The following is a 25489-nucleotide window of genomic DNA, read 5'->3' as shown; positions in this document are numbered from 1 at the left end:
GCATGCTTTCGGCGGACGAAACCCAAGCTTCGCTGACGGGCGCCTGGCGATTGATGCTCGGCAAGGCCGACGGCCTGCGCCTGCTCGACCTGTCGGCCGACGGCTTCTGGGATTCCTTCTTCGCCATTGTCGTTGCAGCACCGGCGCTGATCGTCGGCTGGGTCGGCATCGCCAACGAAATCGGCGATCCCGACGCCTTCGCGGGGCGCTTCGGCATGCTGGTGCGCCTGGCGACGGTCGACATCGGCTCCTGGGTGCTGCCGCTGGTCGCGCTCGCTTTCATCGCGCCGCGCGCCGGCATAGGCGGCCGCTTCGTCCACTACGTCGTTGCCAGCAACTGGGCTTCGGCCATCACCGCCTGGCTGATGCTGCCCTCGGCGCTGATCCGGCTTTTCCTGTCGTCCGCAAGCCAGGTTTCGAGCCTTGTGTCGCTGTTCCTGTTTGCCCTTTCTATGGTGCTGACCTGGCGCATGACAAATGCCACCATAGGCAAGGGCGCAGCGGTAGGCTCCGCCGTTTTCGTCGGCATGTTCATCGCGTCGCTGCTGGTGCTGTTCGGCCTGCAGACGCTGCTCGGCATCACGGTGCCGGACGATGTCGGAGTTCAGAGCCTTTCCGGGCTCGTCTCGACTGGATAATCGACACCGGTGAGAAACAGCCCGTCGGGCGGCGCCACCTGGCCGCAGGCGGCGCGGTCGTGCGCCTCGAGCGCCGTTTTCAGGTCGGCCGCGGTCCAGCCGCCGTCGCCGACGCGCTTGAGCGAGCCAACCATCGAACGTACCTGGTTGTGCAGGAACGAGCGCGCCGAGGCTCTGACCTCGATCAGGTCGCCTTGCCTGCTCACATCGAGCCGCTCCAGCGTCCTGATCGGGCTGTTGGCCTGGCACTGGGTCGAGCGGAAGGTGGTGAAGTCATGCCGTCCGAGCAGGACCTTTGCCGCTTCATGCATGGCGCCAGCATCGAGCCGCTTCGGCACCCACCACACCTTGCCCTTGTCGAGCGCGGCCGGCGCGCGGCGGTTGAGGATGCGGTAGAGATAGTGGCGGCCGGTGGCCGAAAAGCGGGCGTCGAAGTCGTCGGAGACGACCGTCGCTTTCAAGATGGCGATGCGCGCGCCTGCCGCCTGCAGATGGGCATTGATGGCATCGCGCACCTTGTCGTCAGGCCACGCCTTGGCGAGGTCGGCATGCGCCACCTGCGCGGTCGCATGCACGCCGGCATCGGTGCGGCCGGCGGCGCGCAGCCGGATCGCTTCGCCGCAGAAGTTTTCGATCGCCTGCTCGATCGCCTGCTGCACCGAAGGCTGATCCGCCTGGTGCTGCCAGCCGGCAAACAGGCTGCCGTCATACTCGATGTGGAGGCGAAAACGCGGCATGCGTGGCGGCTATACGCTCTCGCCTACGCGGCGAGAGCGGTGAAGGCGGAGGCATAGACCAGCGTGCCCGCCTCTGGGGCGTCACCCCAGGCCAGCGCTTGCAGCGCTTCGCCCTGGTACTCGCTTTCGAAGTTCTCGGCACGCGTGTGGCTATAGCCGAAACGCCCGTAATAGGTGGGGTCGCCGAGCACCACGGCCAGCGTCTCACCACCATCCTTGAGGCGGATATGCGCCTCGCGGATCAGCGCGCCGCCGATGCCGCTGCCATGGAACGAGGGCTCCACCGCCAGCGGCGCGAGCGCCACGGCGGCGAAGGTCTTGCCGCCATTCTGGACGAACAGCCGCGAAAACAGGATATGGCCGACCACCTGGCCGTCTTCTTCCGCCACCAGTTCTGCAACCGCGTCGCCCCCGGTCACCAGCGCGTCGACCAGACCGGCCTCCGCCTGCTGGCCGAAAGCGTGTTCCTCGACGAGGCGGATGGCCTCGCGATCCCGCGGCGTTGCCGCGCGTATCGACATCATGCTCATGAGAATTTCAGTCCTTTTTCGATCTTGGCCCCGCGCAGGAATTCCGACGCGGCAGCGGGCTTTCCGCCCGCCCGTTGAACTTCGACCAGCCTGATCGCACCTGTCCCGCAGGCGACCGTCAGCCGGTCATCGAGAATTCCTCCCGACTCGCCCAACCCTTCCCAAGGCGACAGGCCTTGCGACAGCGTCGAGCGAAGCAGTTTCAGCCGCTCCTGGCGGCCGCCAATTCCTATCTCCGACCAGGCGCCGGGAAAGGGCGACAGGCCGCGAATATGATTGTGGACCTCACTTGCTGAGCGAGTCCAGTCCACGCGAGTCTCGGATTTATCGATTTTCTTGGCGTAGGTCACCCCATCCACAGCTTGTGTGGTGAATGTCAGGGTATTCCTTTCCAGTCGCGCCAGCGCTTCCACCATCAAGGCAGCACCGACACTCATCAACCGATCATGCAGATCGCCGGCTGTCATATCGGGTTCGATGGCGCATTTTTCAACCAGCCCGACCGGGCCGGTGTCCAGCCCCTCTTCCATGCGCATCACCATCATGCCGCTTTCCAGGTCGCCGGCCATGATGGCGCGCTGGATCGGCGCGGCACCGCGCCAGCGCGGCAGAAGCGAGGCATGGCCGTTGATGCAGCCGAGCCGGGTCGCCTCTAGAACCGCCTTCGGCAGCAGCAAGCCATAGGCGACGACCACGGCGACGTCGGCCTGCAAGGCACGGAAAGCGGCCTGTTCGGCCTCGCCCTTGAGCGAAGTAGGCGTACGCACCTCGATGCCCAGTCGCTCCGCCTCGCGCTGCACCGGCGACGGCGTCAGCTCCAGCCCGCGCCGTCCTGCGGCGCGCGGCGGCTGAGTATAGACGGCTGATATCTCATGGCCAGCCTCGGCGATCGCGCGCAAAGTCGGCACCGAAAATTCCGGCGTGCCCATGAAGATGACGCGAAGGGGCATGGCCCCTATCCCGCCAGCTTGCCCGGCGCCTTGTCCCTGGCGAGCTTCTTGAATTTCTTCACCACCATGTCGCGCTTCAGCTTCGAGATGTGGTCGATGAACAGGACGCCATTGAGGTGGTCGATCTCATGCTGCAGGCAGGTGGCCATCAGGCCTTCGGCCTCCAGTTCCTGCAGCTTGCCGTCGCGGTCGAGATATTTGACCCGCACGGCGGCCGGGCGTTCGACCTCGGCGTAATAATCCGGGATCGACAGGCAGCCTTCCTCGTAGACGGAGCGCGCGTCGGCGCTCTCCAGGATTTCCGGGTTGATGAAGACATGCGGCGCCGGCGTCTCGTCTTCCTTGGCCAGATCGATCACCAGCAAGCGCAGCGGCTCGCCGATCTGGATTGCCGCCAACCCGATGCCCGGCGCGTCATACATGGTCGCCAGCATGTCGTCGGCTAATTTGCGCAAAGGTGCGTCGACACGCTCCACCGGCTTGGAAACCTGGCGCAGGATGGGGTCGGGAAGGATGATGAGCGGCTTGATCGACATGGCGTTCCACCTAAGACCTCCAGAGAAAAGCGTCAACCGGTAGGCTGGAGGCTCGTTCACGTTTTGATCTGTGCCGGCAGCGCGAATCGTTTATGCTGTCCACATGAATGATTTGAGCACCATCCTTTCCGAACCTGTCGCCCGGCTTGGCGCCACAACCATCACGCTCGGCCATGCGCTGGCCTTCGGCGCCTTGCTGTTTCTTGGCCTGTTCGTGGCGCTTGTCATCGCGCTGTGGCGGTCGGCGAAGGCGCGCGCCGTGGCGGCCGCGGAAGCCGCCGATCATGCCCGCGATGCGGAAGTGCGGATGGCCGGCATTCTGCAAAGCCAGGCCGAAATGCAGGGTCGTATGGGCGCCATCGCCGAAGTGTTCGGCGCACGGCAGGCGGAGCTGACGCAGTCGATTGGCCAGCGCCTCGACGCCATGACCGGCCGGCTCGGCCAGACCATGACCGAGCAGACCAAATCCACGCATGAGAGCCTGGCCAAATTGCAGGAGCGGCTGGCCATCATCGATGTCGCGCAGGGCAACATCCAGTCGCTCGCCGGCCAGGTGGTGCAGTTGCAGGCGATCCTCTCCAACAAGCAGACGCGCGGTGCTTTCGGCCAGTCGCGCATGGAGGCGATCGTTGCCGATGGCCTGCCGCATGGCGCCTATGAATTCCAGGCGACGCTGTCGAACGGCAGCCGTCCTGACTGCCTGGTGAAGATGCCGAACGGCGCACCGTCGCTGGCCATCGACGCCAAGTTTCCGCTCGAAGCCTGGAACGCCATCCGCGCCGCCGACGGCGCCGACCTGCAGAAGGCCGCCTCGCAGGCCTTCCGCCGCGACATCGAGATCCATGTCCGCGATATCTCGGAAAAATACCTGATCCAGGGCGAGACGCAGGACACCGCCTTCATGTTCGTGCCCTCGGAATCGGTGTTCGCCGAGATTCACGAGAATTTCGAGGCGATCATCCACAAGGCGCACCGCGCCCGAATCGTCATCGTCTCGCCGTCGCTGCTGATGCTGTCGATCCAGGTCATCCAGGCGATCCTCAAGGATGCCCGCATGCGCGAACAGGCGCACCTGATCCAGGGCGAGGTCATCCGGCTGATGGAGGATGTCGCGCGTGTCGATGAGCGGGTGCGCAAGCTGCAGGTGCATTTCGGCCAGTCGGCCAAGGACATCGACGACATCCTGGTTTCGACGTCGAAGGTCACCAAGCGCGGCCAGAAGATCGAAGCGCTGGAGTTCGGCGCGCAGCCCGACGGCGATGCCGCGCCGGACGCCGCGTCACGGGCTCCCGCCGCGAAGGTCGATTCCGGCGCGCGCGTTGCCGATTCGAAAACCGGGCAGCTCAGGCTGAGGGTCGTCGAAGGCGACGATTGAGGCGCGGTGCCGGACCGGCGCTACTGCTCCTCCAACGTGGTCATGCCCTGAAATTCAGGCAGCCAGTGCAGCGCCGAGCGGTGCCATTTCTGCTGTGTTGGAATCAAATCCTGGCGCTGCCGCGCGGTCCCCACGCGAATCCCATAGACCTTGGGGCCATCGCCGACAGACGTGGCGTAAAGATGCGAACCGCAGTCGGCGCAAAAGGCCTGGGTGCGCTTGGCGCCGCTCGCCACGATCTTGATGTAGATTTTCGGCGTGCCCTTGGTGATGCGGTAGTTGCTTTCCGGCGCCGGAACCGTCAGGCGAAAAGCCGTGCCGGTCAGTTGCTGGCAATCCGTGCAGTGGCAGATCGTGGTCTTTTCCGGATCGACCTCGGCCTCGTAAGTGATGGCGCCACAATGACAGCCGCCGTCTATTCTCATCTTCGTTCCTCCAAAGTCCCTTCAATCTAGCGGGGCAAGGCCGTGAGGCAATGGCGCGGCGCTAGTCCAGAGCCGGATCGGATGCGGTCTCGATCAGCTTGCGCCGCTGCTCCCAGGTGCCTGTCGTCTGTGGCTTGACGAACAGCCGCGTGATCTCCGGCATTTCCTTCTTCAGCTGCGCCTCCAGGCGCTCGACGCAAGCTTCGATCTCGGGCGCCGTCAAATGGTCTTCGAACTCGATGCTCAGGCCGGCGACGATCTCTGCCGGCCCCATATGGACGGTCAGGACGCCGTTCGCCCGCTGCACCGCCGGATCCTGCTGGGCGATCGCCAGCACCTTCATTTGCACCTCGGGCGATGCCGGCTCACCGATCAGCAGGCCCTTGCTTTCGCGGGCCAGGAAGATCGCTGTCGCCCCCAGGATCAGCCCAATGCCGATAGAGGCGGCGCCGTCGAGTTCCGGCATCTCCAGAACTTCCGCTGCCAGGATGCCGGCGAACGCGACGATCAGGCCGAGAAGCGCTGCACTGTCCTCGAACAGCACGGTGTAGACGCTCGGGTCCTTGCTCGACTGCACCGCCCGCAGCCAGCCCTGCTTGCCCTTCTGCTGGCGGAACTCCTTCAGTGCCACCCACCACGAACTGCCTTCGAACAGGAAGGCAAGCCCCAGAACGATGTAGGTCACCTCAGCGTTGGCGACCGGCTCCGGCGCCATGATGTGGACCACGCCTTCGTAGAATGACACGCCGGCGCCCAGCGCGAAGACGAGGAGCGCGACGATGAAGCTCCAGAAGTAGAGTTCGCGGCCGTGACCGAGCGGATGCGTGCGGTCGGCCGGGCGGGCGGCGCGGTGCATGCCGTAGAGCAGCAGGCCGCCATTGCCGGTATCGACCAGTGAATGCACGCCTTCAGACAGCATCGCCGAGCTGCCGGTGAAGAGGGCGGCGGCGAACTTGGTCACTGCGATGGCGAGATTGCCGGCGAGCGCCGCGTAGATCACCTTTTTTGAGCCGCCGTGCCCGGCCATGGCATTTGTCCCCGTTCAAGGCGCAGTCTAGCGGTCAGGCCGCTAAAGCTCCACAGGCATCACGCCCCACGAATGTCGGGTTGTCCAGGCAGCGGCCGAGAGAGATCGCCTATGGAAGACGGCGGCTACTCGACGATCTCGCTGGTCCACACCTTGAAGCCGGCAAGCGTTCCCGGGCCGAATATATGGGTCAGCGGCACGTCGGCGGCGTCGCGGCCGGAGGCGATCAGGATGCGGCCGATGCGCGGTGCATTGTTGCGCGGGTCGAAGACGTGCCAGCGGCCGCCGAGATAGACTTCCATCCAGGCGCAGAAATCCATGCTCGCCCATGGCTTCGGCATACCGATGTCGCTGATGTAGCCGGTGCAATAGCGCGTTGGGATGTTGAGCGCCCGGCAGAAGGTGACGGCGAGATGCGCGTAGTCCCGGCACACGCCGCTCTGTTCGCGATAGGCTTCCGCGGCGGTGCGTGTCGGCCGTGCATTGCCGTAGTTGAAAACGATGTGGTTGTGGACGAAGTCGCAGACCGCCTGCACGCGGGGAATGCCCAGCGGCGTGTTGCCGAACAGCCGCCACGCTTCGTCAGCCAGAAGGTCGCTTTCGCAAAAACGGCTGGGCAGCAGAAACAGCAGCGTGTCCGCCGGCAGGTCGCGCACCTCGTGCTGCCAGGCCATCAGGTCGCCCATCTCGAAGGTGCCGGGATCGCGGATCACCGCATCGGTGCCGAAGGTGAAACGCCCGGGCGGCGCGACGAACCGGTTGCACCAGTTGCCGAAACTGTCGCGATAGCTTTCGATAGGCACCGGCGGATTGGAGATCAGGAAATCCGGCCGCTCGAGATCGGAGGCACGCGAATAGTGGACATTCAGCATCGCGATGAGCGGCGTTTCCTGAGGAAAGTCGAAGCTCATCTCGCAGCCGATGTGGATTCGCATTGTCGTCCTGACGGCCTGCCTGACGATCACCCGGCGAAGGCACGGGTCGATGCTGCAGTGCGAAAATGACCATGGCACGGACCGCCATGGTTTACGAGCAAATTAGAAACCGGTTGAAAGCGATCCGCTGACGGCGGCAGCAGTCGCTAACCCCTTGCGGTCGGGCGTTTCTCTTGTTTCACTTGGCTTCCACATCAGGAGGAACGAATCATGGCTAAAGGTGCGATGAAGGCAGGCAAGGAAGCCCGCAAGCCGAAGAAGGACGCCAAGAAGCCCGCTCCGGCTCCCGCGCTGAAGGCGCCGCCGGTCAAGGCGATGAAGCTCAAGGACAAGTAGGTCCGGCGACCCACTTCGCAATAAGATTACGGCCGGCGACACTGTTGCCGGCCGCTGTTGATCGAGCGCCCGAAATTCCTATATTGGCGTGGCGGGGACGACCTCGCGCTTCCCCAAATCCGGACGGGACGACCCGCCATTGTTTGACTGATCGTCGGGCGCCGAAATCACTTTTCGGTCCGATGCTCTGATGGAGCGTTGTCGATGTCGTGGATTCTTCTCTTTCTTGCCGGCCTGTTCGAGATCGGCTGGGCAATCGGCCTCAAATACACCGATGGCTTCTCGAAGCTGGTGCCGACCGTGCTGACCGTTGCCTCGATGGTCGTCAGCCTCACTCTGCTCGGCCTGGCGTTGAAGGCGCTGCCCGTTGGCACTGCCTATGCGGTGTGGACCGGCATCGGCACAGTCGGTACGGCATTGCTCGGCATCTGGCTGCTCGGCGAACCGGCCACCGCGATCAGGCTGGCCTGCATCGCGCTCATCGTCTGCGGCATCATGGGACTGAAGTTCGCCGCCTGATGGCGCTTCTTGTTTCTATGCATGTCGTCCTCCCAAAACCGGGACCACTTTTGGGCGACATGCATGGGACAAACACGTTCAGGGCCGCTGCGAGGCGACCCTGATACTCGAAGCAGATTGCTTCGCAGCCTGAAGGCTAGCGGGCGGAGAAGCCCGGAGGCGTTCTGCCGGTGCGCTGCTTGCGTGCCGCATAACGCGCGTCACGCTTGGCCTTGCGCTCGGCTTCATCGGCCAGAAAACGGGCGATGCGCTCGTTCTCTTCGGATTCCCGAATCTTGGCCTCAGCCTGCGCAGCTTCCTCGGCGGCGATACGTGCCGCTTCGGCTGCTGCCTCGCGCTCGGCCTTCTCGACCGCTTCGCGTGCCAGCTTCTCCTGCTTCAGCCGGGCCTTTTCGGCCTCGCGGATTTCGCGAGCCGCAAGGATCGCCTTGCGTTCAGCCTGCCGCGCCAGCACTGCGGGATCATCCGCCGCCGGCTTTGCCTTGAAGCGCTCGAGGAGCGCCTTCTTTGCCTCGTTTGCGGCATTGCGCCGCTCGAAAACGTCTTTTTCCCTGTAGATAGCCAAGTCCACTTCCCTGAAGTCAATTCGCGACGCTTACATACGCGCGAAAACCGAGAGTTCAAGCGCCAAAACGGCATGGCAGCCATGAAATTGTCGGCTGTTGCAGCCGGGAGACGCCTTTAGAGGCAATTCCAGGAAAAGTATGCAGCGCTTTCCCTTGGGAATTGCGACGAAGAGATAGAACCGAAAACGACATGCACTGTTCACCGTCGCCCCTCTGGCGGCGAGGTTGGCGGATGGCTACGTCTAGCGGCAAATTCCAACATCAGGATGACATTAGATGGAACTCGGTCTCTACACCTTCGCCGACGTCAGCCCGCAGCCGGGCCCCGGCGCCATCGGCCCGCATGAGCGGCTGCGCAACCTGATCGAGGAGGTCGAGCTGGCCGATCAGGTCGGCCTCGACGTCTTCGGCCTCGGCGAGCATCACCGGCCCGACTATGCCGCCTCCGCACCGGTCGTGGCTCTGGCTGCGGCGGCCGAGCGCTCGAAGCGCATCAAGCTGACCAGTGCCGTCACCGTTCTGTCTTCCGATGACCCGGTGCGCGTTTTCCAGCAATTTGCCACGCTCGATCTTCTGTCTGGCGGCCGCGCCGAGATCATGGCCGGGCGCGGCTCGTTCATCGAATCCTTCCCGCTGTTCGGCTACAATCTCGAGGACTATGACGAGCTGTTCGCCGAAAAGCTCGACCTTTTGCTTGCCATCCGCGACAGCGTTAAGGTCACCTGGTCCGGCAATCTGCGCGCGCCGATCGACGATCGCGGCGTTTATCCCCGGCCCTTCCAGGACAGGCTACCGGTCTGGATCGCCATTGGCGGCACGCCACAGTCTGCCGCCCGCGCTGGTGCGCTCGGCCTGCCGCTGGCGCTCGCCATCATTGGCGGCGAGCCGGCGCGTTTCGCGCCGCTGTTCGATCTTTACCGTGAGGCCGCCAAGCGCGCCGGCAGCAATCCGGCGGGCCTTGCCACCAGCATCAACGTGCACGGCTTCATCGCCGAAACGACGGAGCAGGCGGCTGACGACTTCTACGGCCCGCAGGCGGAAGTGATGAACCGCATCGGCCGCGAGCGCGGCTGGGGGCCGACATCGCGGGCGCATTTCGACCAGTCGCGCGGCCCGAACGGTGCCTTGTTCGTCGGCAGTCCCGAGCAGGTGGCCGAGAAGATCGTCGCCCAGCACAAGATCTTCGGCAATGACCGCTTCCTGCTGCAGATGGCGATCGGCACCATGCCGCATGCCAAGATCATGAAGGCGATCGAACTCTACGGCACCAGGGTGGCGCCGATCGTGCGCAAGGAAACAGCCAGGGCTGAACCGGCACCGGCAGCGCCGGTCGCCTGAGCCAACGGCAAGGCAAGCGGGCGCGGGCCTTGCCGGCTAACGGAACCTTGAAGCCATGCCGGCGTTTTCCGTCGAGGGATCGCACCAATTGCGGTGCGCCGCTGAGGGACCGTGATGAAAGCCGAACCCGCCGCTTTGCGCGCAGGCGTCGCCGAAGAGTCGGATTCGCGCGTCGCGGCTCGCGCCGACACGCATCTGATGCGTTCTCTGCTCGTCGGCATCTTCCTGTTCATGGCCATCTACGCGCTCTATTTCGCCCGCGCCTTCTTCATGCCGGTCATGCTGGCTTTCCTGCTGGCGCTGACGCTGACCCCGATCGTTCGGCTGCTGCGCAAGCACGGCATCCCCGAAGTGATTTCGGCGACCCTTCTGGTGCTGTTGTCGGTCTGCATCTTTGCCAGTGCCGGCTATTTGCTCAGCAGCCCCATCATCGACCTCATCAACAACACCTCGTCGATCGGCCAGCAGCTCGCCGAAAGGCTGGCGCAATTGCGGCGACCGTTCGAAAAGATCATGCAGATTTCGCACCAGATCGAACAGCTGACCGAGACCTCGCAGGAGCCGGGCATCCAGAAGGTAGCGGTGGCGCAGTCCGGCATGATGTCGGCGGCGGCCAGCAACATCCTGTCGGCGGGAACAAGCCTGACCATCATCTTCGTGCTGTCGCTGTTCCTGCTCGCGTCCGGCACGATGTTCTATGAAAAGATCATCCAGTCCTTCGCACGTCTCAGCGAAAAGAAGCGGGCGCTGCGCGTCGTCTATGACGTCGAGCGCGAAATCTCGCACTATCTGCTCACCGTCACCATCATCAATGCCGGCCTCGGCACGGTCATCGCCCTTGGTCTGTGGGCGCTCGGCATGCCAAATCCGCTGGTGTGGGGGGTTGCTGCCGCCCTGCTCAACTTCCTGCCCTATGTCGGAGCGCTGATCACCATCGTGCTTGTCACGATCATGGCGCTGATCAGCTTCGACACGGTCGCCTACGCGCTGCTGGCGCCGGCCTTCGTGATCTTGTGCGACATCGTCGAAGGCCAGTTCGTCACACCGATGGTGGTCGGCCGGCGCCTCGAGATCAACGCCGTGGCAATCTTCATCGCCATCGCCTTCTGGTCATGGCTGTGGGGCTTCGTCGGCGCCCTGATGGCGGTGCCTCTCCTGGTCGTCATCAAGGTGTTCTGCGATCATTTCGATGGGCTGAGCCACGTCGGCAATTTTCTCGCCGCGCAACAGGCGACCGTCGTCGAGGAGGACGACGACGCCGATACCGAACCCGCGAAAGGTTGATCAATATTTTTGAATTTGCGGCGTCGCCGGGCGCTTCCTACATGCGGTCCTGACACAGGATACCGTTCATGACCGACCTTTCCGTTCTCGACCTGTCGCCGATCGTCGAAGGCAGCGATGCCTCGCAGTCGCTGGCCAACTCGCTCGATCTTGCCCGCCATGCCGAGCGGCTCGGCTACAAGCGCTACTGGCTGGCCGAGCATCACAACATGCCGGGGATCGCCAGCGCGGCAACCGCGGTCGTCATCGCCCATGTCGCCGGTGGCACGAAGACCATTCGTGTCGGTGCCGGCGGCATCATGCTGCCCAACCATGCGCCGCTGGTGATTGCCGAGCAGTTCGGCACGCTGGCCGCCCTGCATCCGGGCCGCATCGATCTCGGCATCGGCCGGGCGCCCGGCACCGACATGGGCACCGCGCGGGCGCTGCGCCGTAATCTTGAAGCTGGCGTCGACAATTTCCCGCAGGATGTCGTCGAGCTGATGGGCTATTTCCAGCCGGCCGAGGAAGGCCAACGCATCCGCGCCGTGCCCGGCGAAGGCCAGGACGTGCCGGTCTGGATCCTCGGCTCCAGCCTCTACGGCGCGCAGCTCGCCGCCATGCTCGGCCTGCCCTATGCCTTCGCCTCGCATTTCGCGCCGGCGGAGCTGGATCACGCGCTGGACGTCTACCGCTCGCGCTTCCAGCCGTCCGAGCAGCTCGACAAGCCGCATGTCATGCTTGGCCTCAACGTCTTTGCCGCGCCCACCGATGCGGAGGCCCGTTTGTTGTTCACCTCGCTGCAGCAGGCTTTCGTCAATCTGCGCACCGGCCGGGCCGGCCGGCTGCCGCCGCCTGTCGAGAACTATGACCGCGATCTCGATCCGATGGCAAAGACAATGCTCGGCCAGGCCCTGTCCTGCGCCGTCGTAGGCTCCCCGGAAACAGTGCGGCAAGGCATCGACGCCTTCGTGCGCCGCACCGGCGCCGACGAACTGATGGTCACCGCGCAGATGTTTGATCATGCGGCGCGGGTGCGGTCGTTCGAGATCCTGGCCGAGGCGCACAAATCCCTGTCGCAGGCGGCCTGATAGCGCCTGGGCGAAAAACTATGCGCTCATGCTCTGCGCAATCGCTCCCAGCGGGCGGCATGAATTGCGGATCATCAGCCGGCCCTTGAGCACCAGTTTGCGCGGCGGCGCGTCCCTGTTGCCGGCGAGACGATCGAGAAGCAGATTGGCCGCTTGTTCGCCGATCGCCTGCACCGGCTGGGCGACCGTGGTCAGCTGCGGCTGGAACACGTCGGACCAGGGGAAATCGTCGAAGCAGGCGACTGAAATGTCTTCCGGGCAGGACAGGCCGATGTCGCGGATCGCCTTCATGGTGCCGATCACCATCGGGTTGTTGGCCGAGAAGATCGCGCTTGGCCTATCATGCGAGGAAAGCATCTGCATAGTGGCGTTGTAGCCGTCGATCTCGTGGAAATTGCCGAAGCGGATCAGCTCCTCGGCGATCGGCAGGCCAGCGGCGTGAAGCGCCTCGCGGTATCCCGCCATGCGGTCATGCATCGGCGAGATGTCCGACGTGCCGGTGATGTAGCCGATCCGCCGGTGGCCAAGATTGATCAGATAGGTGATGGCGTCGAACACCGCGCGCTGGTTGTCGAGCACCACGGCATCGGTGTCGACGCCTTTGCAGATACGATCGAGCAGCACGACCGGCACGTTGGCGTCGTCGACGATCCGCTTGAGGATCGCGCCGTCGCCGACGCGCGCCACGATCAGCCCGTCGACCATGCGGTCGAGCAGCAGCTTGATCTGATCGTCCTGGGTGTTCAAATCCTCGTCCGTGCAGCACAGCATGACGGCATAGCCGGCCCGATCGAAGGCCTGCTGGATGACCGAGACGACATCGGTGAAGAATGGATTGGTGATGTGCGGCACGGTCAGCCCGATCGTGCGGGTCGTGCCCATCTTCAGGCTGCGGGCGATCGCGTTGCGCTTGTAGCCGATATCGCGGATCGCCTGTTCGATGCGCTGGCTAAGCTCCGGGCTGACCGTCGCCGTGCCATTGATCAGCGCCGAAACGGTGGCGACAGAAACACGCGCCGCTTCAGCCACATGAAGCATTGTGGGGGCGGTGGATTTCCGGTGTTTTTTTTGCCTTGACGCTGTCATTTTCGAAACGTTTCGCCACCCTTGCCGGTCAATACGTACGGAATCCTGTCCTTTTAAGCAAGAATCGAAATGCATCAAACTTGCAGCACCCTATATCGGCTTGACATGATCGAAACGTTTAGATTAGCGTTTGCGGGAAGTTGACGACGACGGAAGGGAGGCCGCCATTGTCATGAAAGAGAGCAATTCCCTTTCCCCGGAGCACGGTGCGGCCGATCGGTCGGACACCGTTCTGAGCGCCGAGCGCATCTCCAAGAGCTTCGGCGGCATCGCCGCCCTGGTCGATGTCGGCTTCGAGCTGCGGCGCGGCGAGGTTCATGCCTTGATGGGCGAGAACGGCGCCGGCAAGTCGACGCTGATGAAGATCCTCTCCGGCGTCTACACCGGCTATGACGGCACGGTCAGCGTCGATGGCCGTCCCGTCAGCTTCGCAGGCGTGCGCGACGCCGAGGATGCCGGTATTGCCATCATTCATCAGGAACTCAACCTGGTGCCCGAACTCAGCGTCGCCGACAACATCTTCCTTGGCCGCGAGAAGCTGATCGCCGGGTTGATCGTCGACCGCAAGGCAAGCAGCCGCGCGGCGGGCGCTTTGCTGCAGCGGCTCGGCATCGAGCTCGATCCGCAGGCCCGCGTCGGCGCCCTGCGTGTCGGCGAGCAGCAACTGGTCGAGATCGCCAAGGCATTGTCGATGTCGGCGCGGATCCTGATCATGGACGAGCCGACCTCGGCGCTGTCGCCGGCCGAATGCCAGCGGCTGTTCCGCATCATCCGCCAGCTTGCCGACAGCGGCGTCGCCATCGTCTACATCTCGCACCGCATCGACGAGGTCATGCATCTGGCCAACCGCGTCACCGTGTTTCGCGACGGCCGCCATGTGCTGACCGAGCCGATGGCCAGGCTCGACGAAGATGCGATCATTTCGGCGATGGTCGGCCGCAACCTGCTCGCTTCCTCCCAGGAAGAGCGTAACACCAGCGGCAATACCGTGCTTTCGGTCGAAAACCTGTCGCTGTCTAAGCCCGATGCGCATGGCTGGCGCACGGTGATCGACGGCGTCGGCTTCGATCTTGCCGCTGGAGAAATCCTCGGCATTGGCGGGCTGCTGGGTTCGGGCCGCACCGAGATCCTGGAAGCGATCTTCGGCTCGAGCGATGGCCGCACCGGCGGCGAAATCCGTATCGACGGCCAGCCCGTGGATATCCGTTCGCCCCGCGATGCAAGGCGGCTGGGCATTGCGCTGGTGACCGAAGACCGCAAGACGCAAGGGCTGCATCTGCAGGCTTCGATCGCGGACAATGTCGCGCTGCCGCTGGTCGGTTCGCTGGCCCGCTTCGGCATCCGCTCGCTGTCCGGCGAGCAGGGGCTGGCGCGGCAGGCGGTCAAGGCCCTAGGCATCCGCTGCCGGGACATCGACCAGCCTGCCGGCACGCTGTCCGGCGGTAACCAGCAGAAGGTCGTCATCGGCAAGTGGCTGGCGACCAGGCCGAGGGTGCTGCTGCTGGACGAGCCGACGCGCGGCATCGATGTCGGCGCCAAGCGCGAGATCTACGACCTGATCTTCAAGCTGGCGCGCGACGGCCTCGCCATCGCCGTCATCAGCTCCGAACTGCCGGAGCTGCTGCACCTCTCCGACCGCATCCTGGTGATGGCCGATGGCCGCCAGACAGGCATTCTTTCCCGCGATGCGGCCAGCGAGGAGGCCATCATGCGTCTCGCCGCCCCGCGCCGGACCATATCGAGACCAGCCGCATGACTGCCCTGAAACTCCTGTCCCGGACCAAGCTCTATTGGGGCCTGATCGCCATCTTCCTGATCGGCGTGCTCGGCTCGCCGATGAGCTCAAAGGGCAACAACATTTTCCTCTCCTACGGCAATCTGCTCGATGTGCTGCGCCAGGTGTCGACCACCGGGCTGATCGCCACCGGCATGACGGCTGTCATCATCACCGGCGGCATCGACCTTTCGGTCGGCTCGCTGATGGCGATCTGCTCGGTGGTCTGCGCCATGTTGCTGACGGTTCCAGGTGTGACGCCCGGCGTCGTCCTGGGCGTGCCGACCGTCGCCCTGGTGGCGCTTTGCCTCGGTTTCGTCGTCACCCGTTTCATCTTCCAGAACCTGGCAAAGTCCCGTGCCGGCGCCGACCTCCTCCGTGAGATCAAGCTGGACGGGATTCGCGGGGTGGTCACGCCCGCCGTCGTAGGCGTGGTCCTGTGCTGCCTGTCGCTGTGGTTTCTGCTGCCGCAGATCGAGCCGAAATTCGGCGTGCTCGGCGTGCTGCTGGTAGCGCCATGCGTCGGCTTGCTGTTCGGCGCGCTCAACGGCTTCATCATCGTTGCCGGACGGCTGCAGCCCTTCATCGTCACCCTGGCGATGATGGTGACGGCGCTCGGCATCGCACGGCTGACCGCCGGCCAGAACAATGCGGTGCTGCCGGTCTATACCGGCTCCAACGCGACCGCCGATTTCGAGATACTGCGCTCGCTGGTGTTCGGCATCATCCCGATGCCGGGCCTGTTCTTCCTCGGTGCCATCGTGATCTATGGCGCGGTGCTGCGCTTCACGCCGTTCGGCCGCTATGTCTATGCCATCGGCGGCAATGAGGAGGCGGCGCGTCTCTCCGGCATCGCCGCCGGCCGCGTCAAGATCGCCACCTATGCCGTCTCCGGGCTGCTCGCCGGCATCGCCGCCGTGCTCTATGTCGCGCAGTACCGGCAAGGCAAGCCGGATGCGGGCGCCGGGCTGGAGCTCGATGCCATCGCCGCCGTCGTCATCGGCGGCACCAGCCTGATGGGCGGGCGCGGCAGTCTCATCGGCACGTTCTGCGGCGTGCTGATCTTCGGTCTGCTCTCCAACATCCTGCAGCTCCACAACATCAATTCGAACCTTCAGCTGGTGCTGAAGGGGATGATCATCATCGGCACCGTGCTCGTGCAGGAGCGCAATGCCGGTGATCTCCTGGCCTATCTGCGCCTGCCCGGCGGGCAATCGGCGCACAACGAAACGGCCGCGGCAAAGCGGCCGTCGCAAGAGACACCGTCTCTCAATCTCGGAGGAAACAAAAAATGAAACGACGTGACATGTTGAAGCTTGCCGCCGTGACCGCGGCACTGCTGACCACCACCGCGCTGCTGACCACTGGCAACGCTTATGCTCAGGACAAGAAGTGGAAGATCGGCTTCTCCCAGGTGACGACCATCGAGCCCTGGCGCGCGCAGTTCAACAAGGACATCCTGGCCGAAGCCGCCAAGCACCCCGAGGTCGAGCTGATCATCACCGACGGCGAGGACAAGACCGAAAAGCAGGTCGCCGATGTCGAGAACCTGATCCGCCAGGAGGTCGATGCGCTGCTGGTGTCGCCGAAGGAATCCGCCGGCCTGACCGGCGTCGTGCAGCAGGCGATCGATGCCAAGATCCCGGTCTTCGTGCTCGACCGCAATGTCGAGACCAAGGACTACACGCAGTTCGTCGGCGGCGACAACGCGCTGATCGGCCGCGCGGCCGGCGAATATGCCGTCGAACTGCTTGGCGGCAAGGGCAAGGCTGCAGGCAACGTCGTCGAGATCTGGGGCGGCATGGGCACCCAGCCGGCGCATGACCGCCATGACGGCTTCCATGAATTCACAGACAAGGAACCGGGCATCAAATATCTGCTCGACCAGCAATCGGGCGACTGGAAGCAGGACCAGGCCTACAATCTGATGGCCAATGCGCTGAAGAGCAACGAGAAGATCGATCTCGTTTACGGACACAACGACCCGATGGCCTATGGCGCCTATCTCGCCGCCAAGGATGTCGGCCGCGAAAAGGATATCAAGTTCATCGGCATCGACGGCCTGCCCAATGAAGGCGTGCAGATGGTCAACAAGGGCGAGCTGACGGCGACCTTCACCTATGTCACTCCCGGCGCCGAAGGCCTGCGCCAGGCGATCAAGTTCCTCAACGGCGAGAAGGTCGAAAAGACCATCACTCTGCCGACCGAGAAGATCACCAAGGAAAACGCCGCCCAGGTGCTGAAGGACAACGGCCTCTGAGCCAAGCTTCCTGCCGGGTGCCTTTTTGGCGCCCGGCGGTCTAAGCCAGCTTCACCAGCAGCTTCATGAAGGTGGCGATCTCCTTGGCGGAGAGCGGCGCCAGCGTCTCCTGGGTGATCTCGCGCGCCAGCGGGATCAGGCGCTCGATCGCATCGCGGCCTGCCGCGGTCAGATTGACCAGCAGCCGTCTTTTGTCGACCTCGTGCCTGGAAAGCTCGACCAGGCCGCGCGCCTTCAGCCTGTCGATGACGCCCTTCACCGTCGCCGCATCCATCGCGATCAGCGTGCCGAGCTGGTTCTGCGAGGTCTCGCCGACGTCACGCAACTTGGCCAACGCCGCGAATTGCGGCGGCGTCAGGTCGCCGATATGCGCGGCAAAGATCGCGACATGGCGCTGATGCGCCTTGCGCAGGATGAAACCGACCTGCTCCTGCAGGAGGTAATCCTGGTCGTCCGGCGCCTCGACCTCGACCAGCTTGAGCAGATTATCCTCGCCGCTCACCGCAAGCCATCCCAGGCTTTGATGTCATCGGCCGCGAGACCACCCATGCGATTGTGGATGCGCGGGCCACAGGTCATGGCGAGGCAGAACAGGATTTCGTCAGGGCGCGGACCGTCGCTGATGCCGACCTCCATGGCGTCGAAATGGCTGCGCACATAGGCGGCGTTGATGTGGCCGAGCGGCACATCGAGCTTTGAACCGAACGCGCCGACCTTCTTCGCCGACGGCACGATCGCCTTGGCGTCGCCGAGCCGTTCGCGCATGGCGTAGCCGCCGGGCACATGCCAAAGCGCGCCTTGCTCCAGCTCACCTGCGGTGCCGACGATGGCGCCCTTGCCATAGCCGTCGATCTGTTTGACGTCGCCACCCAAGGCGGCGATCAGCCGGTCGGCGAGCAACAGGCCGAGCGGCTTCAGATCGTCCATGGCGCTCTGCAAGTCCTCGACATAGCGCCCGGCGAACGGGTTCTTCACCAGCGCCATGGCGGCGGCGCGACGGCGCGGCACTTTGGCCACCGGCCCGCCCTCGTGAAAGATCTCTTCGGTCACCACCGCGATCTTGCGGATCGGAAACTCAGGCATGGGCAACTTCCTCCCTCGAACTTTTGTTGGGCGCGGCAAGCGCAACCGAGCCACTGATGCGGGCCTCGCCGCCAAGAAACAGCGCCGATCCGGCAATCAGGCCGCGCCGGCGAAAATCTTCGGCGACGGCAAGGCCATTGTCCAGCGCCCGCGTCACTTCGCCAAGGGCAAGCGTGCCGACACCATGTGTCACCAGGCGCGCGCCAAGATCGCTGTCGGGCGACAGTTCCTGTGCGGAAATGCGCTTGATGGCCGGATTGCCGGGCAGGTCCACCGCGTTGGCAATGAGCGTCGCCGCCGCATCGGCCTCGGCACCAGTCCGCGCCAGCACAGTGACGGCGTCGGCAATGCCAAGCGAGAAGGAGCGGCCACGCCAGCCGCTGGTGGCGACGCCGCGAACGCCATCTTCCGCGCGGATCGTGATCCGGTCGGCCATGCCGTTGCCGGTGCCGGCGATCGCCAGGCCCATCGACTGGCCCTTGCCGATATGGAGCGCGCAGTCACCGCCATTGTTGACATAGGCGCGCTCGAGCTTGCGACCGGCAAGCAATGCTGCGAGCATTTCGTCGGCTACCGATCCCGCGACGGCGGCCATCGGTGTTATGAAGCATTCCGCCAGGGGCATGACGGCTGCTTCCATGCGGCGCGCCGTCGGGCCGGCGAAGGTGCGCGGCGCCAGGAAAAAGGCTGGGAGCCGCAATTCGGGGAGCTCCTCGACCAACTCCATCAGGATCGTCTGGAACCGCGCTATGGCCTGTTCATAGGCTTGGCGGCATTCATCCGTCGCACCAAAAACCTCGACGATCAGGTCTATCGGCCCGTGGTTGAGATGCAGCCGCTTGCCGTCCTGCAGCCAGTTGGCTTGCGGGCCTTGCATCACCCGGCCCCGTTCGAGCCGGCACGGCGCAGCTGCGCGAGTGGCGGCCATGGATTGGTGGCTTCGGCGCCTGTGCCGCGGCGCGGATTGAGGTACTCACCGCCTTTTGCGACAATATCCTCGACGCTGCGGATCTCGGCCTCGTACCCACCAAGCCTGACATAGTCGTCGCGGCGCAGCGTGAATTCGATCGGCGCCACCAGCGCCGGCGTCGGCACATAGCCGAAGGCACCCTCAGGCACTCTGGTGACATCGACCATCAGCGTGATGCCGCCGCCCGGCCAGACATAGACCGGCGCTCCGCCGACCGTGACATAGGTGGTCAGGCCCTGAACCGAGCGGGTGAGATTGACAGGGTTTTCGGTGACGCCGGCGCGCAGCGAACCGCCGGCGCCGCCGATGAACAGCACCGTGCACAAAGCCGGCTCGCAATTGTCCTCGATCAGGCCGACAGACTTTTGCAGCCGTTCGGGAAAGGGTTTTTGCACCGGCTTCAGCTCGTCATCGAGCTCGTAATAGGCGAACTGCTCGCCGGTGGTCGACACCATCAGCAGCGACAGGTCCGGCCGCGCGCCCTTCTTGGCGTTCCACTCGCCGAGGATCGACAGCGGGTCGGAAATGCTGGTGCCGCCCCAGCCCAGCCCGGGTTCGGAGACCTTGAAATAGCGGCCCGGCGTCGAACGGCGACCAATGATCTTGATGCCCGTATCCTGCCAGCCCAGCACCTTGCCGGCCTGGTGCTCGGAGACGACGCCGGTGATGTGGTCGTCGACCACCACCACCTCGTCGACGAGCCCGCGCCATTGCGTGGCGAACATGCCGATGGTGGCTGAGCCGCAGCCGACGCGCATGCGGTGTTCCTGCTTGCCGTCGATGACGGGCGCCTTGCCGGCTTCGACTATGATGGTGGCGCCGCCGTCGATGGCCAGTTCCACCGGCTTGCGGTTGCACAGATTGAGCAGCGCGTCGCAGGTCGCGCGGCCCTCGGCCTTGGAGCCGCCGGTCAGATGATGCACGCCGCCCAGCGACAGCATCTGCGAGCCATATTCCCCCGTCGTGACATGGCCGATTGCCTCGCCCTGCGATCGCACAATAGCCGTTTCGGGTCCGATATGACGGTCGGTGTCGATCTTCACCTTGGCGCCGCAGTACGAAAAAATACCTTCCGTGACGACGGTGACGAGATCGACGCCTTCGACTTCCTGGCTGACGATGAACGGCGCCGGCTTGTAGTCGGGATAGGTGGTGCCGGCGCCTATTGCCGTGACGAAGCGGCGGCCGGTGTTGACCAGTTCGCCGTCCCATGCCTCGCCCTCGGCGATGAACGGTACGATTGCGGCGCCGGTCTCCGCAGCATGGTCGAGGATGGTCAGCGGGTCCATCCGCACGATCCTGCCGCCGACATTGCCGTAGCGGTCGCAGGCGCCGGTGCGCCCATCCGCGATGTAGCACATCACCGGACAGGCATCGCAGCGGATCTTCTCCGCCACCAGCTTCTCGCCGGGATCATGGGTTTCGAAGCGTTCGGCAAGCTCGCTCATCGGCGTGCCTCCTTTTCGCGGATGCCATCTTTTTCGCGGATGCCAGCGCGGATACGCGTCGGCGTAGCCGGAACCTTGGTGACCAGGACGCCGGTGGCGTGGCGGATGGCATTGAGGATTGCCGGTGCCGTCGGGATCAGCACATGCTCGCCCAAACCCTTGGCACCGAAGGGTCCTTCCGGGTCCGGAACTTCAATGAGAATGGTCTCGATCGGCGGCACGTCGCCAATGGTCGGGATGAGATAGTCGTGCAGATTCTCGGTGCGGCCGGGGATGTACTCTTCCATCAGCGCCATGCCGATGCCTTGCGCGATACCGCCTTCGATCTGGCCCTCGGCCAGCAGCGGGTTGATCGCCTTGCCGACATCGTGCGCGGCGGTGATTTTCAGCAGCTTCACCGTGCCGAGCTTGAGGTCGACCTCCAGTTCGGCGATCTGCGCGCCATAGCCATAGACGGCATAGGGCTTGCCCTGTCCCTTGGCATCGAGCGGCAGCGTCGGCGGGTCGTAGGTCTCCTCGGCGCGGAAGACGAAGCCTTCGGCATCCACGTCCAATATCGCGAGATCGATGCGGCGCGTGGCTTCTCCCTCGCGGATGACGATCGCCGAACCGTCGAGTTGCAGAGCGGCTTTTTCCGAAACATTGGCGAAACGCAGGATCTTTTCACGCAAAGCACGGCCGGCCTTTTCGGCGGCCTTGCCGGTCACAAAAGTCTGGCGCGAGGCCGAGGTCTTGCCGGCGTCGGGAGTGATTGATGTATCGGCGCTCTTCAGCTGGAATTTCTCCAGCGGCAGGCCGAGCGCGTCGGCGCAGATCTGGGTGATGACGGTGTTGGAACCCTGGCCGATATCGACCGCGCCCTGGTGCAGGATGACCGTGCCGTCAGCCGCGATGCCGACCCGGATGGTCGACGGATTGGGCAGCGAAGTGTTGCCGCAGCCATACCAGCAGGACGCGACGCCAACGCCGCGCTTTCTATCCCTGTTGGCACGGTTGAACGCATCCGCATCGGCCGTCGCGCGCGCCCAGTGCGGCCGCAGCGATTCCAGGCATTCGGCAATGCCGACGCCCGAGTCGAGAAGCTGCCCGGTAACCGTTTCGGAACCGTTCCGAAGGCAATTCTTCAAGCGAAAGTCGAGCCTGTCCATGCCGAGCTTGCCGGCCAGCTCGTCATACAACGTTTCCTGCATGATCGTCGCTTGCGGCACGCCGAAGCCGCGGAAGGCGCCGGAAATCGGCCCATGCGTATGGATGGCGCGGCCCTCGGCCCGGTAGTTCGGCGTGGCATAGGGGCCGGACGCGTGCACCGGCACGCGGTTGGCCACCGTCGGCCCCCAGCTGGCATAGGCGCCGGTGTTGAAATCGCCTGAGAAGATCATGCCGGTGACAAGCCCATCGGCGTCGGCGCCGATGGTCGCTTTCATCTCGGCCGGATGGCGCTTGGTGGTCGACATCATCGATTCGGTGCGGGTGTAGGCAAGTGCCGCCGGCCGCCCCGTCTTCATGGCCACAAGGCCGATCAGCGGCTGCAGCGAAACGTCGAGCTTGGACCCAAATCCACCGCCGGTCGCGGTCGGCACGATGCGCACCTTGTCGACGGCAAGGCCGAGCACCTTCGCCGTCTCGTCGCGGTCCATGTAAGGCGCCTGGGTGCAGGCGACGACGACCAACGTGTCGCCGTCCAGATAGGCATGGCCGGCTTCCGGTTCGATATAGGCGTGCTCGACATAGGAGGTGTCGATGGCGCCGGACACGGTGAACGCAGCGCCGGCAAGCGCCGCTTCCGGGTCGCCGCGCTCGACAAGGCCTGACGTGAGCAGGTTCGCCGGCCGATTGTCATGGATCAGCGCGGCACCCTCGGCCTGCGCCTCAGTAGGTTGCAGAAAATGCGGCAGTTCGCTCCAACTGATAGGAAAATCCGACAAATCGAGATCGAGGATCGCCTCGCGCTCGCCGGCAACCAGCGCCACCGCCTCGCCGCGGAGCCGCGCAAACCCTTCGGCCAGAGCCGGCTGGTCGGCGAACGGACCGATAGCGCCGAAACAGTTTTTTCCGGGAATGTCGGCGGCTGTGAAGACACCGGCGATGCCAGGGTGCTGTTTCGTCCAGCCGTTGAGGTCCCCAAAGGCGAAGCTGGCGTGATAGTGCGGCGAGCGGACCACCAGCACGGCCAGCGCATCGGCGGGGAAGGAATCGCCGCCGAATTTTTCACCGCCGGTGACCTTCGGGACGCCGTCGAGCCGGATGGGCGAGGAGCCGATCGCATGGCCTGACTGAGGCAAGCGGAAATCGAGACTTGCGGCCTGCAGGGAGGCATCCATCACCGCCGCGATGATCTTCCGGTAGCCTGTGCAGCGGCAGAGAATACCGCCCAGCGCATCCTGCACCTCGGTCTCGGTCGGGCTTGGCTGTTTGTCCAGCAGCGCGGTTGCCGCGACCAGCAGCGCCGGCGTGCAGATGCCGCACTGCGCCGCGCCATGGGCGAGGAACGAGGCCTGCAGCGCCGACAGCCGGCCATTGGCCAGCCCTTCGACTGTTGTCACCGATGCTCCGGCGACGGACGCCGCCGGCATCAGGCAGGCGCAGACGGGATCGCCGTCGACCAGCACCGTGCAAGCGCCGCAGTCACCGGCATCGCAGCCGACCTTGGTGCCGGTCAACAGCAATTCATCGCGCAGCACCAGGGACAGCCGGCGCAGCGGCGGCACATTGACCGAGACGGCGGCGCCGTTGACCTCGAAGGCGATGTCAGCGCGCTCCGGGCCGCGAGCAGGCCGAACGGCGCCCAGGTCGGGCACTGCTTCACGCACGTCAGGTTGAACCTGGCTCATGCCGCCACCTCTCCGCCAGTCGTCCGCCCCACAGCCGCAAGCACGGCGCGTACAACGATCTCGCGCACCGCATCGAGCCGGTATTCGGCGCTGCCACGCACATCGGCGATCGGTGACAATTCGCTCATCGGCGCGGCCAGGACCGCGTCGGCAAGTCCGCCATCCACCGGCAGCCCGCGCAGCGCGGCTTCGACACCTGCCAGCCGCTTGGCCACCACCGAGCAGGAGCCGGCGGCGACGGCGGCGTCGCTGACGATGCCATCCTCGACGACCAGACGCGCCGCCACCATGGCGATGGAAATGACGAGATAACGCCGCGCGCCGAGCTTGATGAAAGCCGACGTGCCGCTGGGTTTAGGCACGCGGATGGCGGTGACCATCTCGCCGGGCAGCAGAGCCGTGCGGCGGTTGCCGAGAATGAAGTCCTGCAACGGCAAATGACGTGTCGCCGCCACGGAGCGCAGCTCGACCTCGGCATCGAGGACGAGCAGGCCCGGCACGCCGTCTGCGGCAGGCGATGCGTTGCAGAGATTGCCGGCGACCGAGGCGACGTTCTGGATCTGCACCGAACCGACCTCGCGCGCCGCCTGCTTCAGTGCGTGGAAGGCCGGCGGCAAGGAATGGCGGACGATGTCGGTCCAGGTCGTGCGCGCGCCGATGACGAAATGGTCGCTCGTCTCGGCAATGCCGCGCAGCGCCGCCAGGCCGTTAATGTCGAGAACATTGTCGCGCAAGGGTTTGCTGCCCTGTGCCGGATAAAAATCGGTGCCGCCGGCGAGGATGCGCCAGGCGCCCTCGCCAAGCAAAGCGAGCGCTTCGTCGACCGAGGTGGGTTTCGCGTAACGGATCACGCTTTGCCTTCCAGAAAAGGAACTTTCCGAATCCGGTATTTCCGGCGTTCGAGCCGAGAAATTCATTCGTATGCAAATGATATCAAGCCGGCAGGATTTGTCAAAGCCGGAGTTTGCAGCGGCCCGGCCGGCACGCATTTGTTATGTCGCGAGAGGTTGACGCCGCCGGCCATCTGGTCAAGTTTCTGCGTCCGGTCGCGTCAGCGGCATTTTCCACTGGAGCCTGCATACGGAAGAGGAAAGCCCATGGCCGACGAAGCGCTTGTTGTCATCGACCTGCAGAACGACTTTTGTCCCGGTGGCGCGCTGGCGGTTGCCGGCGGCGATGAGATCGTGCCGCTGGTCAACGACCTGATCCGGCGAACCGACCATGTCGTGCTGACGCAGGACTGGCATCCCGCCGGTCACTCCAGCTTTGCTTCCAGCCATCCGGGCGCGCAGCCCTTCACCATGATCGAGATGCCGTACGGCCAGCAGACGCTGTGGCCGGACCACTGCATCCAGGGCAGCCTGGGCTCGGATTTCCATTCCGGCCTCGCCTGGACCAAGGCCGAGCTCGTCATTCGCAAGGGATTTCGGCCTGATATCGACAGCTACTCGGCCTTCTTCGAGAACGACCGCACGACGCAGACCGGCCTTGCCGGCTACCTCCGGGAGCGCGGCATCGACACGCTGACCCTGGTTGGCCTGGCGACCGATTTCTGCGTCGGCTTCTCGGCGCTGGATGCCGTCAGTCAGGGCTTCAAAACCACCGTGCGGCTCGATGCCTGCCGCGGCATCGATCTCAACGGCTCGCTCCATGCCATGCTGCAGCGCATGCGCGACGCCGGCGTGACGCTCGAAGACCCTTTGTCGGATTGAACGGCCGTTGGGAAAGCACCCCCTCACCCGGATTGCCAGCCGAATTGCGAAGGGCAATT

26 protein-coding genes are annotated in these 25489 nt (G+C 64.5%); 11 read left to right on the top strand and 15 right to left on the bottom strand.

Annotated elements, in window-relative coordinates; translation table 11 throughout:
- Window positions 1–2: 2 nt before the first annotated feature.
- Complete coding sequence (locus MESCI2_RS0132275) at window positions 3–638, top strand: hypothetical protein (protein WP_027040101.1); 636 nt, start codon at window positions 3–5, stop codon at window positions 636–638.
- On the opposite strand, the gene truA is transcribed toward MESCI2_RS0132275, so the two are convergent.
- The 4 genes from truA to def are packed head-to-tail and all read right to left on the bottom strand — an operon-like array spanning window position 605 to window position 3391.
- Window positions 605–1375 carry a tRNA pseudouridine(38-40) synthase TruA gene (gene truA / locus MESCI2_RS0132270; protein ID WP_027040100.1) on the bottom strand — a complete coding sequence of 257 codons (771 nt, stop codon included), beginning with the start codon at window positions 1373–1375 and terminating at the stop codon, window positions 605–607. The two genes, MESCI2_RS0132275 and truA, sit on opposite strands and share 34 nt — an antisense overlap.
- Before the next feature lie 23 nt (window positions 1376–1398).
- Complete coding sequence (locus MESCI2_RS0132265; protein WP_027040099.1) at window positions 1399–1905, bottom strand: GNAT family N-acetyltransferase; 507 nt, start codon at window positions 1903–1905, stop codon at window positions 1399–1401.
- On the bottom strand, window positions 1902–2855 hold the full coding sequence (fmt, locus tag MESCI2_RS0132260) for a methionyl-tRNA formyltransferase (RefSeq protein ID WP_027040098.1): 954 nt from the start codon (window positions 2853–2855) through the stop codon (window positions 1902–1904). Before fmt ends, MESCI2_RS0132265 begins: the two co-directional genes overlap by 4 nt.
- Window positions 2856–2860: 5 nt before the next feature.
- Window positions 2861–3391, bottom strand: a complete 531-nt coding sequence (gene def, locus MESCI2_RS0132255) for a peptide deformylase (protein WP_027040097.1) — start codon at window positions 3389–3391, stop codon at window positions 2861–2863.
- A gap of 103 nt (window positions 3392–3494) precedes the next feature.
- Between def and MESCI2_RS0132250 the strand changes: the two genes are divergently transcribed.
- The gene (locus tag MESCI2_RS0132250) at window positions 3495–4766 is read left to right on the top strand and encodes a DNA recombination protein RmuC (RefSeq protein ID WP_027040096.1); all 1272 of its coding nucleotides are present in this window, start codon (window positions 3495–3497) and stop codon (window positions 4764–4766) included.
- A 20-nt stretch (window positions 4767–4786) separates the two neighbouring features.
- On the opposite strand, the gene MESCI2_RS0132245 is transcribed toward MESCI2_RS0132250, so the two are convergent.
- The 3 genes from MESCI2_RS0132245 to MESCI2_RS0132235 form a co-directional block, all read right to left on the bottom strand.
- Window positions 4787–5191 carry a GFA family protein gene (locus MESCI2_RS0132245; RefSeq protein ID WP_013528467.1) on the bottom strand — a complete coding sequence of 135 codons (405 nt, stop codon included), beginning with the start codon at window positions 5189–5191 and terminating at the stop codon, window positions 4787–4789.
- 61 nt (window positions 5192–5252) lie between these two features.
- On the bottom strand, window positions 5253–6218 hold the full coding sequence (locus tag MESCI2_RS0132240) for a cation diffusion facilitator family transporter (RefSeq protein ID WP_027040095.1): 966 nt from the start codon (window positions 6216–6218) through the stop codon (window positions 5253–5255).
- 125 nt (window positions 6219–6343) lie between these two features.
- A complete protein-coding gene (locus tag MESCI2_RS0132235; RefSeq protein ID WP_027040094.1) occupies window positions 6344–7153 on the bottom strand; it encodes a transglutaminase-like domain-containing protein in 810 nt (269 codons plus the stop codon).
- 210 nt (window positions 7154–7363) lie between these two features.
- Between MESCI2_RS0132235 and MESCI2_RS1000000139190 the strand changes: the two genes are divergently transcribed.
- The gene (locus tag MESCI2_RS1000000139190) at window positions 7364–7489 is read left to right on the top strand and encodes a hypothetical protein (protein WP_013528464.1); all 126 of its coding nucleotides are present in this window, start codon (window positions 7364–7366) and stop codon (window positions 7487–7489) included.
- A gap of 204 nt (window positions 7490–7693) precedes the next feature.
- Window positions 7694–8008 (top strand): quaternary ammonium compound efflux SMR transporter SugE, encoded by a 315-nt coding sequence (sugE, locus tag MESCI2_RS0132225; RefSeq protein WP_027040093.1) that lies wholly within the window; start codon window positions 7694–7696, stop codon window positions 8006–8008.
- 136 nt (window positions 8009–8144) lie between these two features.
- Here sugE and MESCI2_RS0132220 read toward each other — a convergent pair whose 3' ends face one another.
- Complete coding sequence (locus tag MESCI2_RS0132220; protein ID WP_023761392.1) at window positions 8145–8573, bottom strand: DUF6481 family protein; 429 nt, start codon at window positions 8571–8573, stop codon at window positions 8145–8147.
- A 277-nt stretch (window positions 8574–8850) separates the two neighbouring features.
- Here MESCI2_RS0132220 and MESCI2_RS0132215 point away from each other — a divergent pair, with 277 nt between their 5' ends.
- The 3 genes from MESCI2_RS0132215 to MESCI2_RS0132205 all read left to right on the top strand — a co-directional run bounded on the left by MESCI2_RS0132215 (window position 8851) and on the right by MESCI2_RS0132205 (window position 12266).
- On the top strand, window positions 8851–9912 hold the full coding sequence (locus MESCI2_RS0132215; RefSeq protein WP_027040092.1) for an LLM class flavin-dependent oxidoreductase: 1062 nt from the start codon (window positions 8851–8853) through the stop codon (window positions 9910–9912).
- A gap of 114 nt (window positions 9913–10026) precedes the next feature.
- Window positions 10027–11196 carry an AI-2E family transporter gene (locus MESCI2_RS0132210; RefSeq protein WP_027040091.1) on the top strand — a complete coding sequence of 390 codons (1170 nt, stop codon included), beginning with the start codon at window positions 10027–10029 and terminating at the stop codon, window positions 11194–11196.
- 68 nt (window positions 11197–11264) lie between these two features.
- Window positions 11265–12266, top strand: a complete 1002-nt coding sequence (locus MESCI2_RS0132205; RefSeq protein WP_027040090.1) for an LLM class flavin-dependent oxidoreductase — start codon at window positions 11265–11267, stop codon at window positions 12264–12266.
- An 18-nt stretch (window positions 12267–12284) separates the two neighbouring features.
- Here MESCI2_RS0132205 and MESCI2_RS0132200 read toward each other — a convergent pair whose 3' ends face one another.
- Complete coding sequence (locus MESCI2_RS0132200; protein WP_027040089.1) at window positions 12285–13304, bottom strand: LacI family DNA-binding transcriptional regulator; 1020 nt, start codon at window positions 13302–13304, stop codon at window positions 12285–12287.
- 220 nt (window positions 13305–13524) lie between these two features.
- Between MESCI2_RS0132200 and MESCI2_RS0132195 the strand changes: the two genes are divergently transcribed.
- The 3 genes from MESCI2_RS0132195 to MESCI2_RS0132185 are packed head-to-tail and all read left to right on the top strand — an operon-like array spanning window position 13525 to window position 17386.
- Window positions 13525–15108 (top strand): sugar ABC transporter ATP-binding protein, encoded by a 1584-nt coding sequence (locus MESCI2_RS0132195; RefSeq protein WP_027040088.1) that lies wholly within the window; start codon window positions 13525–13527, stop codon window positions 15106–15108.
- Window positions 15105–16421, top strand: a complete 1317-nt coding sequence (locus tag MESCI2_RS0132190; protein WP_027040087.1) for an ABC transporter permease — start codon at window positions 15105–15107, stop codon at window positions 16419–16421. The genes MESCI2_RS0132195 and MESCI2_RS0132190 overlap by 4 nt, the downstream gene beginning before the upstream one ends.
- The gene (locus MESCI2_RS0132185; RefSeq protein WP_027040086.1) at window positions 16418–17386 is read left to right on the top strand and encodes a substrate-binding domain-containing protein; all 969 of its coding nucleotides are present in this window, start codon (window positions 16418–16420) and stop codon (window positions 17384–17386) included. Before MESCI2_RS0132190 ends, MESCI2_RS0132185 begins: the two co-directional genes overlap by 4 nt.
- A gap of 40 nt (window positions 17387–17426) precedes the next feature.
- Here the strand turns inward: MESCI2_RS0132185 and MESCI2_RS0132180 are convergent, their stop codons facing one another.
- The 6 genes from MESCI2_RS0132180 to MESCI2_RS0132155 are packed head-to-tail and all read right to left on the bottom strand — an operon-like array spanning window position 17427 to window position 24569.
- On the bottom strand, window positions 17427–17888 hold the full coding sequence (locus MESCI2_RS0132180; protein WP_023810741.1) for a MarR family winged helix-turn-helix transcriptional regulator: 462 nt from the start codon (window positions 17886–17888) through the stop codon (window positions 17427–17429).
- Window positions 17885–18469 (bottom strand): amino acid synthesis family protein, encoded by a 585-nt coding sequence (locus MESCI2_RS0132175; protein WP_027040085.1) that lies wholly within the window; start codon window positions 18467–18469, stop codon window positions 17885–17887. The genes MESCI2_RS0132180 and MESCI2_RS0132175 overlap by 4 nt, the downstream gene beginning before the upstream one ends.
- Window positions 18462–19346 carry a UPF0280 family protein gene (locus MESCI2_RS0132170; RefSeq protein WP_027040084.1) on the bottom strand — a complete coding sequence of 295 codons (885 nt, stop codon included), beginning with the start codon at window positions 19344–19346 and terminating at the stop codon, window positions 18462–18464. The genes MESCI2_RS0132175 and MESCI2_RS0132170 overlap by 8 nt, the downstream gene beginning before the upstream one ends.
- On the bottom strand, window positions 19346–20887 hold the full coding sequence (locus tag MESCI2_RS0132165; RefSeq protein WP_027040083.1) for a hypothetical protein: 1542 nt from the start codon (window positions 20885–20887) through the stop codon (window positions 19346–19348). Before MESCI2_RS0132165 ends, MESCI2_RS0132170 begins: the two co-directional genes overlap by 1 nt.
- The gene (locus MESCI2_RS0132160) at window positions 20884–23718 is read right to left on the bottom strand and encodes a molybdopterin-dependent oxidoreductase (protein WP_027040082.1); all 2835 of its coding nucleotides are present in this window, start codon (window positions 23716–23718) and stop codon (window positions 20884–20886) included. Before MESCI2_RS0132160 ends, MESCI2_RS0132165 begins: the two co-directional genes overlap by 4 nt.
- A complete protein-coding gene (locus tag MESCI2_RS0132155; protein WP_027040081.1) occupies window positions 23715–24569 on the bottom strand; it encodes an FAD binding domain-containing protein in 855 nt (284 codons plus the stop codon). Before MESCI2_RS0132155 ends, MESCI2_RS0132160 begins: the two co-directional genes overlap by 4 nt.
- Window positions 24570–24815: 246 nt before the next feature.
- Between MESCI2_RS0132155 and pncA the strand changes: the two genes are divergently transcribed.
- Window positions 24816–25430, top strand: coding sequence for a bifunctional nicotinamidase/pyrazinamidase (pncA, locus tag MESCI2_RS0132150; protein WP_027040080.1), 615 nt, complete (start codon window positions 24816–24818; stop codon window positions 25428–25430).
- Window positions 25431–25489: the final 59 nt, after the last annotated feature.

Source organism: Mesorhizobium ciceri WSM4083, from assembly GCF_000519305.1.
Classification (GTDB): domain Bacteria; phylum Pseudomonadota; class Alphaproteobacteria; order Rhizobiales; family Rhizobiaceae; genus Mesorhizobium; species Mesorhizobium ciceri_B.
The sequence above is the reverse complement of the archived record's forward strand: the minus strand, read 5'-3'. Positions and strand labels throughout refer to the sequence as shown.

Coding starts and splice junctions, on each gene's coding strand:
- MESCI2_RS0132275 (WP_027040101.1), top strand. CDS start 3: ATGCTTTCGGCGGACGAAACCCAAGCTTCGCTGACGGGCGCCTGGCGA.
- def (WP_027040097.1), bottom strand. CDS start 3,391: ATGTCGATCAAGCCGCTCATCATCCTTCCCGACCCCATCCTGCGCCAG.
- truA (WP_027040100.1), bottom strand. CDS start 1,375: ATGCCGCGTTTTCGCCTCCACATCGAGTATGACGGCAGCCTGTTTGCC.
- MESCI2_RS1000000139190 (WP_013528464.1), top strand. CDS start 7,364: ATGGCTAAAGGTGCGATGAAGGCAGGCAAGGAAGCCCGCAAGCCGAAG.
- MESCI2_RS0132160 (WP_027040082.1), bottom strand. CDS start 23,718: ATGAGCCAGGTTCAACCTGACGTGCGTGAAGCAGTGCCCGACCTGGGC.
- MESCI2_RS0132245 (WP_013528467.1), bottom strand. CDS start 5,191: ATGAGAATAGACGGCGGCTGTCATTGTGGCGCCATCACTTACGAGGCC.
- pncA (WP_027040080.1), top strand. CDS start 24,816: ATGGCCGACGAAGCGCTTGTTGTCATCGACCTGCAGAACGACTTTTGT.
- MESCI2_RS0132240 (WP_027040095.1), bottom strand. CDS start 6,218: ATGGCCGGGCACGGCGGCTCAAAAAAGGTGATCTACGCGGCGCTCGCC.
- MESCI2_RS0132265 (WP_027040099.1), bottom strand. CDS start 1,905: ATGAGCATGATGTCGATACGCGCGGCAACGCCGCGGGATCGCGAGGCC.
- sugE (WP_027040093.1), top strand. CDS start 7,694: ATGTCGTGGATTCTTCTCTTTCTTGCCGGCCTGTTCGAGATCGGCTGG.
- MESCI2_RS0132195 (WP_027040088.1), top strand. CDS start 13,525: ATGAAAGAGAGCAATTCCCTTTCCCCGGAGCACGGTGCGGCCGATCGG.
- MESCI2_RS0132175 (WP_027040085.1), bottom strand. CDS start 18,469: ATGCCTGAGTTTCCGATCCGCAAGATCGCGGTGGTGACCGAAGAGATC.
- MESCI2_RS0132250 (WP_027040096.1), top strand. CDS start 3,495: ATGAATGATTTGAGCACCATCCTTTCCGAACCTGTCGCCCGGCTTGGC.
- fmt (WP_027040098.1), bottom strand. CDS start 2,855: ATGCCCCTTCGCGTCATCTTCATGGGCACGCCGGAATTTTCGGTGCCG.
- MESCI2_RS0132215 (WP_027040092.1), top strand. CDS start 8,851: ATGGAACTCGGTCTCTACACCTTCGCCGACGTCAGCCCGCAGCCGGGC.
- MESCI2_RS0132235 (WP_027040094.1), bottom strand. CDS start 7,153: ATGCGAATCCACATCGGCTGCGAGATGAGCTTCGACTTTCCTCAGGAA.
- MESCI2_RS0132200 (WP_027040089.1), bottom strand. CDS start 13,304: ATGCTTCATGTGGCTGAAGCGGCGCGTGTTTCTGTCGCCACCGTTTCG.
- MESCI2_RS0132185 (WP_027040086.1), top strand. CDS start 16,418: ATGAAACGACGTGACATGTTGAAGCTTGCCGCCGTGACCGCGGCACTG.
- MESCI2_RS0132205 (WP_027040090.1), top strand. CDS start 11,265: ATGACCGACCTTTCCGTTCTCGACCTGTCGCCGATCGTCGAAGGCAGC.
- MESCI2_RS0132190 (WP_027040087.1), top strand. CDS start 15,105: ATGACTGCCCTGAAACTCCTGTCCCGGACCAAGCTCTATTGGGGCCTG.
- MESCI2_RS0132170 (WP_027040084.1), bottom strand. CDS start 19,346: ATGCAAGGCCCGCAAGCCAACTGGCTGCAGGACGGCAAGCGGCTGCAT.
- MESCI2_RS0132210 (WP_027040091.1), top strand. CDS start 10,027: ATGAAAGCCGAACCCGCCGCTTTGCGCGCAGGCGTCGCCGAAGAGTCG.
- MESCI2_RS0132165 (WP_027040083.1), bottom strand. CDS start 20,887: ATGAGCGAGCTTGCCGAACGCTTCGAAACCCATGATCCCGGCGAGAAG.